Origin of the sequence: Brucella anthropi ATCC 49188 (genome assembly GCF_000017405.1) — a bacterium.
Classification (GTDB): domain Bacteria; phylum Pseudomonadota; class Alphaproteobacteria; order Rhizobiales; family Rhizobiaceae; genus Brucella; species Brucella anthropi.
This window is the reverse complement of the sequence record NC_009667.1, coordinates 263,045-279,914: the sequence shown is the minus strand read 5'-3', so window position 1 is coordinate 279,914 and position 16,870 is coordinate 263,045. Positions and strand designations below refer to the sequence as shown.

The following is a 16,870-nucleotide window of genomic DNA, read 5'->3' as shown; positions in this document are numbered from 1 at the left end:
TTATTGGTGATTAGTGCGGACGAATGATCTTCAGGCGATTGAGCTTGCGATGAAGCGTGGCGCGACTGATGCCCAAAAGGCCGGCTGCGGCCGAAATATTCCCTTCTGCGCGCGCAAGAGCGCGCAGAATAACGCTGCGCTCTGACTCTGCCATATCTTCACGAGGGTCAGCATGCCAGCCGAGAAGATCGGCTGCAGGCAACGGAACTGCAATAGCGGCATCGTCAAGCCCCATTGCCAGACGCGCCGCACGTGTGGCGCCGATGACCAGATCATCCTTGTCGACCGCGATCAGTGCTCCGCCGGTTCTGTCGGGGCTTGGCGCCAGCATGATACGAGCCTCGGGAAAAGCCTGACGGAAATTTTCAGCCTCGATGCGCCGTGCAGCATCGATCACAGCGACAGATATAAGCTGCGCAAAAGCCTCCGTCAGATCGGCGCGGCACGAGGAAACATCAAGCGCTGCCATCAAACGCCCTTGATGATCATGGATCGGGGCGACCGTACAGGAAAGCCCGATATTACGGGTATGAAAATGCTGGTCGCGATGAATTGTCAGCGGGCGCTGTTCAACAATGCAGGTGCCGATCCCGTTCGTGCCTTCGCTCTGTTCGCTCCAGACAGCACCGGTCCAAAGCCCCCAGCGATAGAATGTATCATCATCGCCCGGCGCACCACGACGTTCAACGGGAACGCCCTCGCTGTCAGCCAGAAGCACGCAACAACCCACACCACCGACGGCCAGATAAAGGCGATCCATACTGGCTTGCGCTATGCTGACAAGACGTTCGATACGTTGATGAGCGGTTCTGAATTCACCATCGGAAAGGGTGCGCACCGACCCCAATTCGGCAGGATCAAGCCCGTGCAGTTCCGACGAGCGTCGCCATGAGGCGACCAGAGCAGATCGCGCTGCCCCTCCCGCTGTCATGATCGCGGATTGAATCAGATCGGCATGTGTTCGGTCTTGCGGTGTGCCCATCTTTTCCTCCCAGGAAGGCTGGAACCCGCTGTCTGGGAGGATAATGACCGCTCAAAACACAACTGGCAAGTGCGGCTACAGATTGAGAGGGCTTAGGCGACGCGAGCAGGCTTCAGATATTCCTCAAGCGAGGAAACATCCGCCGCATTCAGGCGAAGACCAAGTTTCGTACGCCGCCACAAAATATCCTCGGCGCTCACCGCCCATTCATTCTCAAGCAGATACCGCACTTCGGCTTCATAAAGATCGGCACCGAAATGCTGTCCAAGGTCGGCAAGTGAAGTGGCTTCCCCAAGCAGAACACGAATACGCGTTCCATATTGCCGGAACAGGCGCCGCGCATGAGCAGGCGTCAGGAAAGGATATGCAACTTTCACCTTCTGCAGCTCACGCTCGAACTCGACATCCACGAAATCACCACCGGGTAACGGAGCAGCATGGGTCCACGGCGCACCTTTTTGCCCCAGCCTATGCTCGATCTTCTCCAGCATATGTTCGGCAAGTCGCCGCGCAGTGGTCAGCTTGCCGCCAAAAACGTTGATCAGAGGTGCAAGCCCATCGGGTGCGTCTTCTTTCAGGACATAATCGCGCGTTGCTTCCTGCGCCTTGCTTGCACCGTCATCATAAAGCGGGCGCACACCGGAATAGGTCCAGACGATATCCGCGCGTCTGACCGGCTCCTTGAAATATTCGCTGGCTGCCGCGCAGAGATAGTCGGTCTCACCATCGGTGATCGCAACCTTGGCCGGGTCCCCCTGATAGTCCTGATCGGTTGTGCCAATCAGGGTGAACTCATCCTCGTAGGGGATGGCGAATATGATACGCCCGTCATTGTTCTGGAAGAAATAGGAACGGGGATCGGAGAATTTCTTGCGCACCACAATATGGCTGCCCTGAACAAGCCGGACATTGTGAAGCTGTCGATCTCCTTCGACATCCTGCAGAACCTTGTCTGCCCAGGGACCAGCAGCATTGACCAGCAGACGAGCCCGAACTTCCTCGCGCTCATGTGTACCGGTATCTTCGAGCGTGATGGTCCAGTATTCCCTGTCACGGCGCGCCGCCACGACCTTGGTTCGGGTTTGGATTATCGCTCCGCGATCCGCTGCATCACGGGCAGTTAAGGCAACGAAACGCGCGTCATCCACCCAACAGTCCGAATATTCGAATGCCTTGGTAAAAAGCGGTTTCAAGGGCTGCGCAGCCGGGTCCGAGCGCATATCAAGCGTACGCGTGGCGGGGAGCTTTTTACGCCCGCCCAGATGGTCGTAGAGGAACAGCCCGAGCCTCAACAGCCATGCAGGGCGCATTCCGCCCTTATGATAAGGCAGCACAAAGCGCATCGGATGAATGATGTGGGGTGCATTGGCCCACAACACCTCGCGCTCCATCAGCGCCTCGCGCACCAGACGAAATTCATAGTGCTCCAGATAGCGCAATCCACCATGAATGAGTTTGGTTGCCCGCGATGAGGTGCCACTTGCCAGATCGTTCATCTCGGCAAGGCCAACTGAAAATCCCCGACCAACCGCATCACGTGCGATACCGCAGCCGTTGATGCCACCGCCGATTACAAAAATATCAAATAGTTTCTCTTGCGCCATGGCGAACCCCGAAGACCACTCTCCGAAAACCAAAGCGAATATAAATCATTTCATACGAAAGCAAATCGAAAATAAACGAAACTATGCTTGTTTTTCTGCCGCCCGGCTTTCTCCAAGGGTTTCAATCAGCTCTACCTCACTTTCGTGGCACAGCTCCCGCAACTGGTTCGACGGACAATGGTCGGTAATGAAGGTATTGATCTGCGATATGTGGCCGATACGCACCGGAGCTGTCCGCTCCAGCTTTGTGGCGTCAGTCACAAGGATTACGTGCCGGGCATTGGCGATGATGGCCTGCGCCACCTTCACTTCGCGGAAATCGAAATCGAGCAAAGCACCGTCTTCGTCCATAGCCGAAGCGCCGATGATTGCGTAATCGACCTTGAACTGGCGGATGAAATCAACGGCGGCCTCGCCAACAATCCCTCCATCAGACGGGCGCACGACGCCACCTGCCACCACCACCTCTATAGAGGGGTGAACACGCAACGTATTGGCAACATTGATATTATTGGTGATGACCATCAGATTGTTGTGGTCGACCAGCGCTTGACTGACGGCTTCGGTTGTGGTGCCGATATTGATGAACAAGGAAGCACCGTCCGGAATGATTTCTGCGGCAGCGCGCCCGATCGATTCCTTTTCATGCGCGGCGATGCGGCGTCGTGCTTCATACTCCATGTTCTCGACGCCGGATGGATAGAGCGCACCCCCATGGATGCGGCGCAACATCCGGGCGCGGCAAAGATCATTCAAATCCTTGCGGACCGTCTGCGGCGTCACCTCGAAAGCCGCAGCCAGATCATCCACCAGAACCTGCCCTTGCTTGCGAGCGAGCTCAAGAATTGCATTGTGACGGGGAGTGAGCTGCATTTTTATCCCGGATCTGGCATTATTCTGATTACGTTCGGGTAATTTCGCGTTTTTTCAATAGAAAGCAACCATTTCAGTTCGAATGGCTTCGAATAGCATTCGCTTTTCAGCAATTTTCGATATTTGTCGCTTTCGCCCAATGGCCAACAAAAGCAGCATAAATTCAAGTATAAACATTCGTTTACATTTCAAACGAAACGCATATTTCACCGATCAATGTCTAAAGCTCGACCGCCCCTTCGAACGGCCCGATGCAACTCTCATAAACCTAATCGCTAATAGAGAATCCAATATCTATATTCACTGAAAATCGAACAGTTGTATTCTTTCAGTTATCTCTTGCACACGAAAGACTGAAGCAAAGCAAGAGTTACCGGTATGGTAAAAACTTCGCATAGCGCATTTATCCCGGTTCGATGTAACTAAAAAACAAAACCATCGAGCCGTTTAATGATGTTGTTTGGCTTTGGTCGAAGAATGTGGGGAATGAGTAGCGTTATAGCGTAGCAGATCGAGTATGTAATCAGGCTCTGGAAGGCTGGTATTTCAGGGGAGACTGGACTGAGAGCCCAACAAAAGAACATCCATCCTTATTATGGAGGAGCGGATCACCAGTTCGCCCCTCCATATTTTGTGGGCAACAGGCGCTGAGCCAGACCAACGAAAATCGAAATAGTCAGTCGAAATCGAACTTCTCGCCGTACATTCTGTGCAGTTTGCACGCTACTTCCGTGCGGTTCGCGGCACCGATTTTCTTCATGATGTTATGCACGTGTGCCTTTACCGTGCCTTCGCTCATACCGAGTTCGAACGCGATGATCTTGTTCGATTTGCCAATTCGGATGGCATGGACGACCTCGATTTCTCGTGCCGTGAGCAGTTCACCCAAAACATCGTCGTCGATATCGGTCGGCGCGGTTTGGAAAACCATGGAGGCCGGAACATACATACCGCCAGCGGTGGCAAGATGGATGGCTTCAACACAAACTTTGATATCGACTGAAGTGGGAATGTAGCCACGAGCACCGATTTCCATGGCGCGCACAACCTGGGACCACTCCTCGCGTTCGGCGAGAAAAACGACCGGAACCGGACGCCAGAGTTCGATCACAGCCTGCAACTTCTCCGAAAAAAACGGATCGGCCAAACGCTTTGAGCCGATATTGATCAGAACAACAGCAATATCGTCCGTTGGATCTGCGAGTTCAACCGCCGCTTGTGTTTCCACGGGAAGCTTGAGTCCGTTCAGCACAAGCCCGTTATAAAGGCACTGCCGCTCAAGATTGCTCTTGCATACGAGCAACAAACGCCGACCACGTGCTGCCTCAATGCTTGCGGCGTTTCCCCTGTCGCCCATGCTTTCCGAAGCAGCCCAAAGGCTATCCCCTCTTGTTTCCAACATGTGATACTCCCGGCGCTACTCAAGTTGCTCTATGTTTATGCATCCAACTATTACTTTCGTCAGAGACGAGTGATTTCCGGTGCTTGTCTGGATAGACCTGTAGCCTTGACTGGGGTAAATATTGCTATCGGGAAATAATCGTGTCATTAACTTATGTTAGCAATGCAGAAAATTTATGACCGTCCATAAGAACGACTTGGAGAGAGGTAGGATATAGCCTCTATATCTTTCGTTTAGTTGGTTTTCGATTTTACTGAATTCGTCAGCGCAAAGGGGGGCAATTGCGCGTTCCAAAGCTCAGGGGCACTCAGACTTCCAACTGAAATGTTCAACTGGTTGTTTATTCGATTTCCGCGCAAAACCGCCATGCGGTATGGTGGAAGTGCTTTAAATTGCATATCGATTTGATTGAATCGAACGAGCGCCCTAACTGTTCATGTTGACGCGCATCTTTTCCGAAAGGCTGTTTCACAAATTTCGGGATACGCTCTAGTGGGTTAGAAATGCATAGTGGCAAGCAGATCACAGACCCATCGATTGAAGCGCTTATTGGTTTATTGGAGGCACCTCCAATTCTTGCCAAGCTGGAAGCGCGGGAAACAGATGCGCTTTCTTCTCTCACTGTTATCGAAAACGATTATGCGGCCGATGCCACCATCATTGAACAGGGGGCACGTGTCAGAAGCATCCATCTCGTGCGGTCCGGCTGGGGGTGCGTATATCGCGATCTTTCAAGCGGCGAGCGGCAGATCATCGACTTTCCCATGCGAAGCGATTTTCTCGGACTCCGAACCGCCGATGGCTACAGCTACAACACAATCGCGGCAATTACGCCTATGTCGGCTTTCGAGATTCCGCTTGCCTCACTTGAAGCTTCTATCGAACGCGCGCCACGTCTCAGTCTGATCCTTATCGAACTTCTGGCGCGGCAGCGGTCGATGTTGATCGAACATCTCACCAATATCGGATGCCGCGCGGCGTTCGTCCGAACTGCGCATCTGTTTCTGGAGCTTTCCGACCGCGTGAAATCGTGCGGAATGGGTGATCCGAATTCGTTCTACTGCCCGCTGACGCAATATCAGCTTGCCGATGCTCTTGGGCTGACACCGATACATCTCAATCGGATGCTGCGTGACCTGCGCGAGGAAGGGCTGATCCTGTTTCGCTCAAACCGAGTGGAGATACTGGATCGCAAACGCGTGGTCGCCCTCGCCCAATATGATGGGGAGTTCATGCGCATGTCGGTTTTCGGGAAAACGGACTAAGTGAGCGCAACAACGTTCAATCATGACCCATTGAGGATGATAGAAGGCCCGAAAACGGGCCTCCTTTTTATGTCAGGACGTGACTGCCGTAAGCAGCGACTGCCAACCAGTCTCTTGACCCGGTTCTCCCGGATTTATCGAGATCATGACACCGGTTTTGAGGCGTCGTCGCAGCATGTCGTTTTCATCCGGTACAATCCGAATTACACCTCCATCGCTAAGTGCCTGAAGGCGAGCACGAGATAATTTAAGCTCAGCTGCAAGCAGACGATCAAGGCGAATGCTGACCGGCAGGGCAATTTGCAATTCGATCTCGATTGCCTTGCAGCTGGCAGCTCCACACACGATACGTTTAGCAACATCGTACTCCGGGAACTCATCGACGCGTTGCGATTTCCGTTTCAGTGCCTGCATATTAAACGCCTCGACCCAAATCCATTGCGGATCGTTGGAATGAACTGCCTCCAGTATCCTGGGATTGATCTCGCGGATATTCTGTCGTTCGAAGATCGTCCGGTTCCATGTCTTGTCGCATGTCAGGCATTTATAGATCAGCCACGCATCAAGCTTGCGACCGTTGGCATTCAACCGAACCTTTCCACTTGATTGAAAAGGCTTCAGCTTGCCGCATCCGCTGCACGCAATCCAAGGCTGGGGGGCAGTTTTGGGCGTGATCATCCACCGCACCCGAAGAGTATCGCTCATAATATCTCGGTCTTCCATTTTGGAAGTTCACCAAGATGGCGAATGAGGTGCCCAATCCGGGCGCGGTATGGCGATATTTCAAGTGGCTGAAGAGCAGAGACAGCGCAAGCTGTCCGGCACATTTGACAATGCCAAACCGGTCTCTAGCCACCACCCAATGAACAAGTTCACACGCCCGACAGCTCTCTGCTGTCAGGTCGCATAGGTGAAACTGGGTTGAGACCGGTATTAGTTAGGCAAAGTCTACCTCAATGCGCCAATGCTCTTCGAAAATGCACTTACCACAGTATCCGTTTAGGAGGTAGCCAATACTGATGCTCTGAAGGAAAAAAGCATCGCCTGACACACAAGCAATTGCCCATCATCGGCGATGATATACTCTGTCTGATACTAAAAATCGGATGAAAGAGGAGCCTTCGCTCTCAGGAAAATGGTCGGAGTGAGAGGATTCGAACCTCCGACCCCCTCGTCCCGAACGGCGGATGCTTCGATGAAACGCAAGGTTTCTGGTGTGACGCATATCGAGTGTTCACCGTCTGTCCGGCTTCGGACTGATTAAACGGTCCGCATTCGGTCCGCGTGTCTGATTTGTTCCGATCTATCTGGACGCCGCAAATCAGAGCGCTATTCTCCATATCAAACGGAGGATGCCATGATCAATCCGAAGCGTGAAGGCGACTATCCTGACCGGGATATGGATTTGCAGGAAATGATTGCCGCGATGCTTGTCGAAGCGTTGGACGCTGCCGAGGCCGCGGGCTGGGACCGGACTGACGCAGCAACGGCCATGGTTGAGGCAGCCATCGCTATTCATCAGGGCGAAACGGGAACGGCACCGGATGAGTGATCACCCCGGTATGTGAAAGCCGCCCTTCAGCATAAAGCCGATGATCCCGGCGATAATCCCGCCGATGATATACATGTTGATCGACTTCAGAGAGCTAGCGATACCATTCACCTTATCGTCAAACTTTTTGTCGAGTGACGTTATCTGGTTCTGAATGGTCTTCATCTGCTCATCCTTGCGCGCATCATCGATATCGTACTTCACGAGACGGCTTTCGATTGACGTGAGCCTCTGGACGTTGGCGGCAGCCGTATGCTCCAGATTGACCACACGTGAGCGAAGATCGTTTTCAGTGTCCGGCATGTTCGTTGCATCCATCCGCCCGGTTGCCCCTATTACTTCTTGTCGTGAATAGCACACTCGTCTTTCGACCAGACGCCGCCAGCACAGCCGCGCACTATGGTGCGGTCGATCTTTCGTTGGTCTGCCTCGGTTGCCCCGCGAGCGCCCAGCAGATCGGTTCCGAGAACATTACGGACGCCGCTCACATTTGCCGGTCCTGAATGTCCACACCCCGCCAGCGTCAATGCACTCATCATAAGAGCGAGCAGCGTCCAGAGCTTTGCCTGTGGCTTCATTGTTCTGCCTTTCGATCTTGGTTTCGATGCTGGTCCTGCCTGATAGCTTTCCGGCGAGATAGCTACCGCCAGCTATAAGGGCGGCAGCAGCGAGGCCAGCGAGCGAGTATTTCAGCCATGTTGGGATGAGCGCCCATACCGCGGTCATATCGCATCAACCAGCTTTTCAAGCTTGGCCCTCGCCTGTGGCATGGTGAAGATTGCATATCCCGCAATGAGGATGATCGCAGCCACGATGACCATCTGCACCTTCCAATCGACAAACGGCATCACCGCAGCGCCACCGCCCGATCCGAACCAAGTCCAGAAACGGGAGGATTTCGAGATTGGCTTTTCCTCGACTGGCACGGGAACCACTTCCGCAGCCGGAGCGGTAACGACCTGCTCGACCCCATAGCCTTCGGCCAGCAGCGCCTTGTCATAGTCCCTCGCATATCCGGCGATCAGTTCGGCCTTGTCCGTACCGTTGACGATCCGGCGAGCGTTCTTGAAGTCGGACTTCTGCAAGGTGATGTAATCTGAAAGCTTCTTGCCGGTGAACCAGCCCTCGACCATTCCAGCAATGATGATCGGTGCCGCATATTCCGGTTTCAGCAACAGTTCCGGGCTTCGGATGAAATCGACGCCAAGGATTTTCCCAGCCCGTTCGTAGTTATCGCGCCAGGTGATTTGCACGTAACCGCGCCCGAAGAATGGCCAGTACTTCTTTGACCGAAGATACTTTTCGCCGCCCTTTTCGATGATCGGTTTCATCGTATGCGCCGTCTCGTGATAGGCGGTCGCGAGAACGTAGGCCATCTGATTGCGCAATAGGCCATGCTTTCGACCTGCCTCAATCAAGAGGCGGGTATCGCCAAGGTGCATATCCAAGGTGATTTCCTTTCGGCAAAGAAAAAGCCGCCTCACTCGGCGGCCAAAGTGGTGGTATTTAAGAGCAGTTGATTTACCCCAGCGGCTGTGACCAAATGGTCACCAAATAATCGATCCAATCGATTTCAAGAGCATGGAGGGGATATGCTCGACCTTACTGGGAGATTACGTACTTTTTTTCATTCGAATGTGGACGAAATACCTGATCGTTTGTTGAAGGATGTCCATAGACGAATGAAGCCTGTCATCACTGACAACATCGAATTATTGCAGTCATTTTCTCGGAAGCAGCGTGAATATTTCGCGCTAAAGACTGGGACTATGGTTCTCTATATTGGCGACGAAGTTGCTGAAGTAATGAAGGCGGAGGAAGAAGGGGCACTTCGCGCCGCCCCGAAGGGTTACGGGCTTGATCAACTCGTTGGGCTGAACATTGGATGCGGAGCAAGATTAATCTCGCCCTACCTGCTACCTGTAGATATCATGCGGACCAACCACTACGGAACAGGGGCTGGCGAACATGCTGCCCTGACTGCAACGGCACTCCTTTCACTTTCAGACGATCTCCCATTTAAGCCGAACTCCGTTGATTACATCGTTGCACTGCACATGCTTGAGCATGTCGCCAATCCCGTAGAAACGGTAAATCACTGGCTTGATGTCATTAAACCGGGTGGCGGCATCGGTATTGTTGTTCCTGACTGGCGCTATACATGGGATAGCAGGAAGGACAAGGGCAAGTTCAGTCACAAGTGGAACCCTACCCCCAATTTTCTTCAACAGCTTTATCGCGACTACTGGCAATCGAAATGCACTCTGGAACATATCGCAACTTATGACTTTCGGCTGTCGTTTGATGTTGTACTGAGAAAACACGGTACATTTGAGCCGTTTCAGCTGCCAAACCCCGACAAAATACGGTCGGGTCACGAACTTCACGAAGCCGGTGAGTTCCTCGGTGATTTCTGACATAATATTTCACAGAACGATAATTGACCGAAAGACACAGCCGCCTTAGAACCCATAGCGATTTTAACCGTTTGAACGTAGGCCAATGTCGAAAATCACTGTTTTGATACCTGTTTATAATGCGCCGAAGGCAGTAGATTTTCTGCTTAAGTCACTCCGCGACAATACCAATCGCTCTTTTGTTGATCAGATCGTAATCGGGAATGATAATTCCGATGCTATGACTACCGCCTTAATTGATGATCTGACTGAAGGGGATGAACTTTTCCATCACATCAAGCGTGAAAAGAACCTCGGTTTCCTAGGAAACGTCAACGATCTATTCAAACGGGCGACAGGTGATGTCGTTGTACTGCTCAACTCGGATACGATCCTGCCTGCTGGTTGGGCTGAGCGGGTTCTTGCTGCATTTGAAAGTGACCCGACTATTGGTCTTGCCTGCCCCCTGACGACGAACGCAACGAACTTGGTATTGAAGCCAGCTCCGGGTCAGCACTGGATTGATGTTGATCGAGCAATTTCTACAATCCCCCCGGTTTACCCGAATTGTTCGCCAGTCGTTGGCTTTTTCCTTTGCATTCGACGCGCGTTTTTCAATGATGCCGAATTGCTCGACCCCATCTATGGCAACGGCTACTGGGAAGACACCGATCTTCATTTCCGTAGTTTGAAAAGAGGATATCGAAACATTGTTATCGATAATCTGTTTGTGTTCCACAGCAACCACAGCCCAAGCTTCAGCATCGACAATGATCTAAAACAGATCAATGATACCAATCAGAAAACCTTCTACAGAAGGTGGCGCAAGCAATACCTTCAGATGGTTAAAACTCAGGCCGATCTTAGCCTGTCAAACCGCCATGCTATCCCGCGAACCGTCCAACATCGATACATATTTACCCGAAAGCTCGAAGTTCTTTTCGTATTGCCAGCCGTCCATGCAAATAGCGGCGGCATATCTGTTGTAATGAACTTCGTTGACGAATTAAATCAACGTGGCATTCCTGCAGCAGTCTATACGTTCGGTAAGTGCGATCTGATGTACGCACATACACATTTGCAAAATGTCCCGTTCATGGACAAGCAAGACCTGATCAACCAGATTGCCAGCGTGAAGTATGTCTTTGCGACAAGCTACAATTCGCATGATCACGCCCAAGCTCTTGCTTCGCACTATGGCTCAAAACTGGCCTGTTTTGTTCAAGGTCCGGAGGCCGCTTTCGCCAATGGCGTACACGCGGTCGCCATGCTGAAGCGGTACAATTCATATGACGTTAATGTTGCTGTCTCTGAATACCTTGCGCAATATGTCGAAGCTATGGGCGCTCAGGCTATCAAGATACCACTTGGTCCCTCGAAACTCGCTTTCTATGCATCTGAACGTGCAAAGCGGAGCCCGAAAGCGTTAGCTGCATGTATTCGCGAAGCCGACCTAAAAGGCACTGGTCGGCTTTGCGCAAACCTCGCAATGGCACAGAAGGCTGGTTTTGAAATCCATCTTTTCGGGGAAACCGAGGGATGGGACATTATGGATAAAGCCAAATGTCATGGCAATCTGACATCGGCGCAGTTGGCAAAACTATTCAGCCAAGTGTCGTATTACCTTGATACAAGCCACATGGAGGGCCTTGGTCTACTTCCACTTGAGGCCGCATTTTCAGGCTGCATTCCTATCGTTGCTCAAGAGATGGGCCTTACTGGTATCATTGAGGACGGCAAGAATGCCATTGTTCTTCCGCATGAGTTCCCCGGTATTCTGTTCTATAAGTCACTTCTGGAAGGCCGTGACGGCATCCGAACATCGGCACCGGGCCTAAGAGATAAGGTTTCTCTGGAAGCGGCAGTATCGAGTTTCATTGATCAGCTTTCCTTGGTGCAGTCCAGCGAAATGCCGGTGCATTTGTTGCCCGCACAGGACCACCACAACCCGTCAATTGTTGACGAAAGAGACTATTATCGTGCTAAACTGCAACAAGTTTATCGATCAAAAAGCTGGTGGCTAACCAAACCAGTAAGGTTCAGCGGTCGCTTGGCACGACGCATTTTGAAGGCGGAAAGATAATGCTGTTGGTTTTTGCTTTTATCCTCGGCGCGATTGTCGCAACAGTTGCATTTTACGTGTTCCGTGAACTGGACCCGGAGAATGACGTAGAAGAAGCAGACATCAGCGCTAGCGGCCTGCTGGCGTCACAACAGTATCCGTTCACATGGTCGCGGCATTCACCAAAGCCAGCAAAATTCGTCGTGCTTGGCGTCGTCGATGGAAATGATGTTGACAGTGAGAACGGCGAACTGAACTTGTCTATTCGCCGCCCAGGTGTTGTAACTCCGAAAATCGCGTAAGTTTCTATCAGGCGTCATAAACTGCAACGCTAAATGATTGATCGGTGACCGTTCCGGTTGCGTTTCGCACCTCGATAGTTACTGATGCCGCTGCTTCTGCAACAACTGCAACCGAACCGGCTCCCCCGACGACTGCGCCAACAACTTGTGGTGATCCGGAAGATGCCGGGTAGTTAAAGTTGATGGTGTACCGCCCGGAACCGGCTGTACCTTTCGTCACTGAGGCGACGTTGTGCTTTCGCACAATAGCGCCAGTGTCGTTGACGCGACATGCCGCGAATACCCGTGCTTGCGGAATATCCCAATTGCCGTTCAAGTCGGAAGGGCCGTCAGTAGCCGAACGGAAAACCGTTGCTTTATCGTAGTTGATCGAGTTCCCAACGTTGCCCGTGTTTCCTGTAATAGCCAAGCAGCGACGGCTCGCATTCGGAGCGTATGAACCGCCATAGTTGAAGCCACCACCCATTACATTGATACGACCGTATGATGTACCAAGCACCTCGATACGGATATTATTCGTAGTGTACTTTGCGCTATCCACACGGTTGAAGTTAGCGCCAACATCATTGACGACAACCGGATACGTGTTTGATTGCTGAGAAACGTATATATCTGCGCCACCGGCATTATGCTCAAAGTACGTACCGTGGATATTCATCGCAACTGCTTCAACGCCGATGCCGAGGTCGTTACGGATAATATAGATACCGCCAGAAGCATCGACACCTTGTGCGCCGCATCCTTCCACTGATCCGCCAACGAGATTGATCGGACCACAATTACGGGCATACATTCCCCAGACGGTCGCATTCCCGAGGGTGCAGTCAATCAATGTGATATTATTCGGCACGCTGTAGGCAAGCGGAGCATCGCTCAATTCCGCATGCATACCGATCTTTGAACCATATGACCTCAGTGACCGACCAGACCATGAGACGGTTGACCAGAACCAGAAATTTTTCTCCACAGCTCCTAGAATTTTAATATCGTCAGCTTCGAACCAAGACTTTGCGGTGATCCGGACCCCATAATTGGCCGCGCTGCGCGGCTCAACGGAGAAACCTCCTATTCTGGCCCACGAATTGCCATACGTTCCGTCTGTGTCGAGGGCGTTACTAGTGCTCCAATCAATCACGGCTTTGTCTGCAGCCGCACCCGTGTAATAAAATCGGGTCAATCCAGCACCATCTCCGACGAAACTTACTCGTTTCGTGTCGTGCCAGTTTGCAGTGTTCTGAAGTATCGATAGGCCATCGGAAAGGTTGTATGTCCCGCGTGGGCAACGAACAATGCCACCTATCGTTGAAAGCGCATTGATTGCATTCTGGATGGCTTGATAATCATCCGTGACACCATCTCCCTTAGCGCCGAACTGGAGAACATTGACGCCATTGCGCATGTCTAGTTCCCACCATGCCCCGTCTGCTGACTGTACCTTTCCCGCATGAGTGGGTTCAGAGGAAGATCGTTTATACAAACCTTCGCCACCATCAGCCGAAGCCGCATAACCCGCCGTTCGGACATACGACACAAGGTTTGGAATGTTAGCAGTTTGAACATCGGTCCGGCTAGCAAAGCTCGACAAAAGGCCACCTGCTGCCGCTTCTGCCGCCGCCGCTGCCTCTTCGGCCCGATCCGCCGCCGCTTCTGCTGCCGCAAGAATAGCTTCGTCAGCACCGTAAGAAAGTAGACGGAGTTCTGTCCCCGTATCAATGCACAACAGAGCCATTCCCGGAACAAGGTAACTAGGTTCAATTGGCTGGTTCAGGTTGGTCACCAGATCGCGATTGATCGCGCCTGATACGGTCACTGGACCCGTGTTTTCCTGTGTGACATTCAGGATATAAAGCACCTGATACGCCGCCGCTGGAATGGCCACCGAAGCCGTCACGACGATGTTATTGGCCGTGCCTTCGTCAGCGTTATTCAGACGAATGACGCGGTTATCCGGGAAGTTATCGCCCCCCTCGGTCAGAGCCTTCAACGTGTCGCGGATATCCGGCTTGTGCGGATTGAATGGGCCGGACGCGGGAACGCCATCGGTAACGAAATCACGGAAAATCTCGTCAATCGTGCGAACGGTCATGCGAATGCTCCATGGCAAAACGCCCCGCCAAAGCAGGGTGTGAATTTCTTAGGTTGTTAGGTTGGTCAGGGCGTCGTTTTGATCGTGCTGGCCGAGTAAGCGCCTACACGGCCCTTCTGGGTACGAACGGCCAATTGGAACTCGTATTCGGTCAACGCCGAAAGCGTAGGCGTTTCAAAGCTCTCCGCGTCGTTTTCGAGCGGCCCGGCTACACGCCATTCGGTATCAGCCGTTTTCTTCCAGCGAACCATGTAGTTCAGCAGGATGTTGCCTGTGGGCGGAAAACTCAGTTCCGCCGCTGGGCCTGAAATAATGGTCACGTCCGGCGCGTCTGGTATGGGCAAGTCATCGTCTGACGTTGTTTCATCCGATACCGGCGCTGTGCCTTCCTGCGAGGTATCCCACTGGTAGGCAGTTTGCGGCATGGATTGAACCTGAATGGTCGCACCTTGCAGTATGCCGCCTTCACCAAGAATGAATTTGAAATCAAGGACTTCAAAAACACTGTTGATGCCGAATAGCGGGTACTGAATGCGTATCAGCCGCTCACCGAATGCAGCAAGGCCCATCAAATTTGTATTGAACGTCCCCACCCAATTCGGATTTGCACGGAACCATTCGAGCTTCATCAGTCGCCGTGCTTGGCTGTGCGATGGAGCCATATTGAACTGAACGTCCCTGGCTTCTTCGCCACGTTCCGAAACATCGGCTTCATCGGCCCATGGGTCGGCGTCTGATGCCTGATAATCTTGGTTTGGATCGAGGAACGTCGCCCGGATCGTGTTAGCCGTCGTCATCACGTCACGGCCACGACCGACGTCACTAAAGCCTGTGATTGCGTCAGCCGTCAGAATGACTGTTGGCTCAGACCATGCCCCGATATCAAGCGTAAGGCCACCATCCGGCGTTGGTACGAGCCTTCCATCGCTACAACCGAGCATTCGCCCCAGAACGTCGGCTGGCCGCTCATCAAGGCTGTATGAACCCCAGAGACGATATCGCGGTTCGGTGCCACCGGCAGCAATAGGAATGGCTTCAGCGGCGCGGTTGTACGAGGCAACCCAGCCAGCCTGAGCCAGTGGCGTTGAAACGAGGCTTTCTGGCAGCCTCATCCCGTCCTTGTGCGTCATGTAGTCTCGGATGACTGCGGCAGCATTATCATTCCATGCGACTGCACCAGTGACCGGGTTTTTGACGAGAGATGTGCGAGCCACTACGCGATAGTTCGTGTTCACGCCGTTCGGGAAGAGGCTTAGATAATACTCGTCACCTACTGCATACTGTGATGCCAGTAGGGATGCTATCCCGTCTCCCCGGTGCGCTGCCGTCCATTGAGGAAACCTTGAAGTTAGTTCACCGTATGCCGTCTCGATTGGTGCGCCCAGCCGGGATTGGATGCGCAAGAGAGGATTGCCGGTCGTTCCTTCACGCCATTTGCTCGGCGGCGTCGGTGAACCATCCGGCAGCAAATCAATCTTTTGGTCATCGAGCCAGTATTCTTCAATGGCATCGAATGGGCCTTGTCCCAAGGCAAGAACCTTGAAGAAGCCGCCGCTCTGGGTTTCGGCGAATATCCAGGCACCGGAAGTTTTCACGCGGCCATAGTGGCGAATGCGGGGCGGCGTAGGCTGGCGAACCTGCTGCTGCACATCTTCCGGCTTTGGTTGCTTTGGACGAAACAGCGACGATGCCAGGTAAGAAATACCCAGACCTATAGCCAGACTGCCGAGCGTCGTACCGGCGGCAAGCGTGATCAGGGCAAGACCTGTCTGCAAGGCAGCGCCAAGCGCTCCAGCGCCCACCACAGACGCAATGATGCCGGAAAGTGCTACTGGCATTTAATTCTCCAAGCTTTCCAGACAGCGTTTAATGGCGCACCGATGAAGCCGTGCTCATCGTGCGAGAACCAGCAGTCACCGGCATGAATTGCCATGCAGAGCTTTTCGTTATGGAAGATCAAACCGACATCGCCGGTTGTCGGCGCATCCGTCTTGACGAACCCCTGTGAGCGCATGGCTCTGTTGACCAGAACAGCTAGCCCACCTCGATCCGATAAGACCGATGCCGCCCCGTCAGCGTCCGAATACTCGCGATCCACCCACGCCAACGGCGACAGTCCAGTGCATGTTCTGATCCATCGATCCACCGTTGAGACGCAATCCGAAAATCCCCAAGAAAACGGCCTATTGGCCTCATCTGAAAGAAAATTTTTGAGCATATCGGACATGATTATGATAGTCTTTCACATGGGGTTATAGGTGAGCTAAATGGATTACACAGGTCGCAAATTTCACCGATACACCGTGCTTAAAAGCGCAGGTTATCAAGGCAAAAGCCCGATGCTCC

Annotated in this window: 15 protein-coding genes and 2 pseudogenes; 5 read left to right on the top strand and 12 right to left on the bottom strand. The window is 52.7% G+C overall.

What is annotated here, in order from left to right; translation table 11 throughout:
• Window positions 1-10 precede the first annotated feature (10 nt).
• The 4 genes from OANT_RS01435 to OANT_RS01420 form a co-directional block, all read right to left on the bottom strand.
• Window positions 11-982 carry a GAF domain-containing protein gene (locus OANT_RS01435; RefSeq protein ID WP_010658041.1) on the bottom strand — a complete coding sequence of 324 codons (972 nt, stop codon included), beginning with the start codon at window positions 980-982 and terminating at the stop codon, window positions 11-13.
• Between the two features lie 92 nt (window positions 983-1,074).
• A complete protein-coding gene (gene glpD / locus OANT_RS01430; RefSeq protein ID WP_011982457.1) occupies window positions 1,075-2,586 on the bottom strand; it encodes a glycerol-3-phosphate dehydrogenase in 1,512 nt (503 codons plus the stop codon).
• 81 nt (window positions 2,587-2,667) lie between these two features.
• On the bottom strand, window positions 2,668-3,459 hold the full coding sequence (locus OANT_RS01425) for a DeoR/GlpR family DNA-binding transcription regulator (protein ID WP_010658039.1): 792 nt from the start codon (window positions 3,457-3,459) through the stop codon (window positions 2,668-2,670).
• Window positions 3,460-4,135: 676 nt separating this feature from the next.
• On the bottom strand, window positions 4,136-4,861 hold the full coding sequence (locus OANT_RS01420) for a response regulator transcription factor (protein WP_010658038.1): 726 nt from the start codon (window positions 4,859-4,861) through the stop codon (window positions 4,136-4,138).
• Window positions 4,862-5,364: 503 nt separating this feature from the next.
• On the opposite strand from OANT_RS01420, the gene OANT_RS01415 reads away from it, so the two are divergent.
• A complete protein-coding gene (locus OANT_RS01415; RefSeq protein ID WP_011982456.1) occupies window positions 5,365-6,126 on the top strand; it encodes a Crp/Fnr family transcriptional regulator in 762 nt (253 codons plus the stop codon).
• 72 nt (window positions 6,127-6,198) lie between these two features.
• Here OANT_RS01415 and OANT_RS01410 read toward each other — a convergent pair whose 3' ends face one another.
• The gene (locus tag OANT_RS01410; protein ID WP_011982455.1) at window positions 6,199-6,804 is read right to left on the bottom strand and encodes a DUF1062 domain-containing protein; all 606 of its coding nucleotides are present in this window, start codon (window positions 6,802-6,804) and stop codon (window positions 6,199-6,201) included.
• A gap of 679 nt (window positions 6,805-7,483) precedes the next feature.
• On the opposite strand from OANT_RS01410, the gene OANT_RS01405 reads away from it, so the two are divergent.
• The gene (locus OANT_RS01405; protein ID WP_011982454.1) at window positions 7,484-7,678 is read left to right on the top strand and encodes a hypothetical protein; all 195 of its coding nucleotides are present in this window, start codon (window positions 7,484-7,486) and stop codon (window positions 7,676-7,678) included.
• Here OANT_RS01405 and OANT_RS01400 read toward each other — a convergent pair whose 3' ends face one another.
• The 3 genes from OANT_RS01400 to OANT_RS01385 all read right to left on the bottom strand — a co-directional run bounded on the left by OANT_RS01400 (window position 7,679) and on the right by OANT_RS01385 (window position 9,120).
• A complete protein-coding gene (locus tag OANT_RS01400) occupies window positions 7,679-7,981 on the bottom strand; it encodes a hypothetical protein (protein WP_235819956.1) in 303 nt (100 codons plus the stop codon).
• 32 nt (window positions 7,982-8,013) lie between these two features.
• Complete coding sequence (locus tag OANT_RS26665; RefSeq protein WP_011982452.1) at window positions 8,014-8,256, bottom strand: hypothetical protein; 243 nt, start codon at window positions 8,254-8,256, stop codon at window positions 8,014-8,016.
• Window positions 8,257-8,400: 144 nt separating this feature from the next.
• Window positions 8,401-9,120, bottom strand: coding sequence for a glycoside hydrolase family 19 protein (locus OANT_RS01385; protein WP_011982451.1), 720 nt, complete (start codon window positions 9,118-9,120; stop codon window positions 8,401-8,403).
• Window positions 9,121-9,270: 150 nt separating this feature from the next.
• Here OANT_RS01385 and OANT_RS01380 point away from each other — a divergent pair, with 150 nt between their 5' ends.
• The 3 genes from OANT_RS01380 to OANT_RS01370 all read left to right on the top strand — a co-directional run bounded on the left by OANT_RS01380 (window position 9,271) and on the right by OANT_RS01370 (window position 12,438).
• Window positions 9,271-10,095, top strand: a complete 825-nt coding sequence (locus tag OANT_RS01380; RefSeq protein WP_011982450.1) for a class I SAM-dependent methyltransferase — start codon at window positions 9,271-9,273, stop codon at window positions 10,093-10,095.
• Between the two features lie 85 nt (window positions 10,096-10,180).
• Window positions 10,181-12,157: a glycosyltransferase gene (locus tag OANT_RS01375; protein WP_011982449.1), complete on the top strand. Its 1,977-nt coding sequence runs from the start codon at window positions 10,181-10,183 to the stop codon at window positions 12,155-12,157.
• Window positions 12,157-12,438, top strand: coding sequence for a hypothetical protein (locus tag OANT_RS01370; RefSeq protein ID WP_011982448.1), 282 nt, complete (start codon window positions 12,157-12,159; stop codon window positions 12,436-12,438). The genes OANT_RS01375 and OANT_RS01370 overlap by 1 nt, the downstream gene beginning before the upstream one ends.
• A gap of 7 nt (window positions 12,439-12,445) precedes the next feature.
• Here OANT_RS01370 and OANT_RS27385 read toward each other — a convergent pair.
• The 4 genes and pseudogenes from OANT_RS27385 to OANT_RS01355 form a co-directional block, all read right to left on the bottom strand.
• Window positions 12,446-13,813, bottom strand: a pseudogene (locus tag OANT_RS27385) (glycosyl hydrolase family 28-related protein); the annotation flags it as partial.
• 138 nt (window positions 13,814-13,951) lie between these two features.
• Window positions 13,952-14,524, bottom strand: a pseudogene (locus OANT_RS27380) (hypothetical protein); the annotation flags it as partial.
• Between the two features lie 65 nt (window positions 14,525-14,589).
• Window positions 14,590-16,362: a fibronectin type III domain-containing protein gene (locus tag OANT_RS01360; RefSeq protein ID WP_011982446.1), complete on the bottom strand. Its 1,773-nt coding sequence runs from the start codon at window positions 16,360-16,362 to the stop codon at window positions 14,590-14,592.
• Entirely contained in the window at window positions 16,353-16,751 is a 399-nt protein-coding gene (locus OANT_RS01355; RefSeq protein WP_011982445.1) for a DUF6950 family protein, read from the bottom strand. The genes OANT_RS01360 and OANT_RS01355 overlap by 10 nt, the downstream gene beginning before the upstream one ends.
• Between the last annotated feature and the right edge of the window lie 119 nt (window positions 16,752-16,870).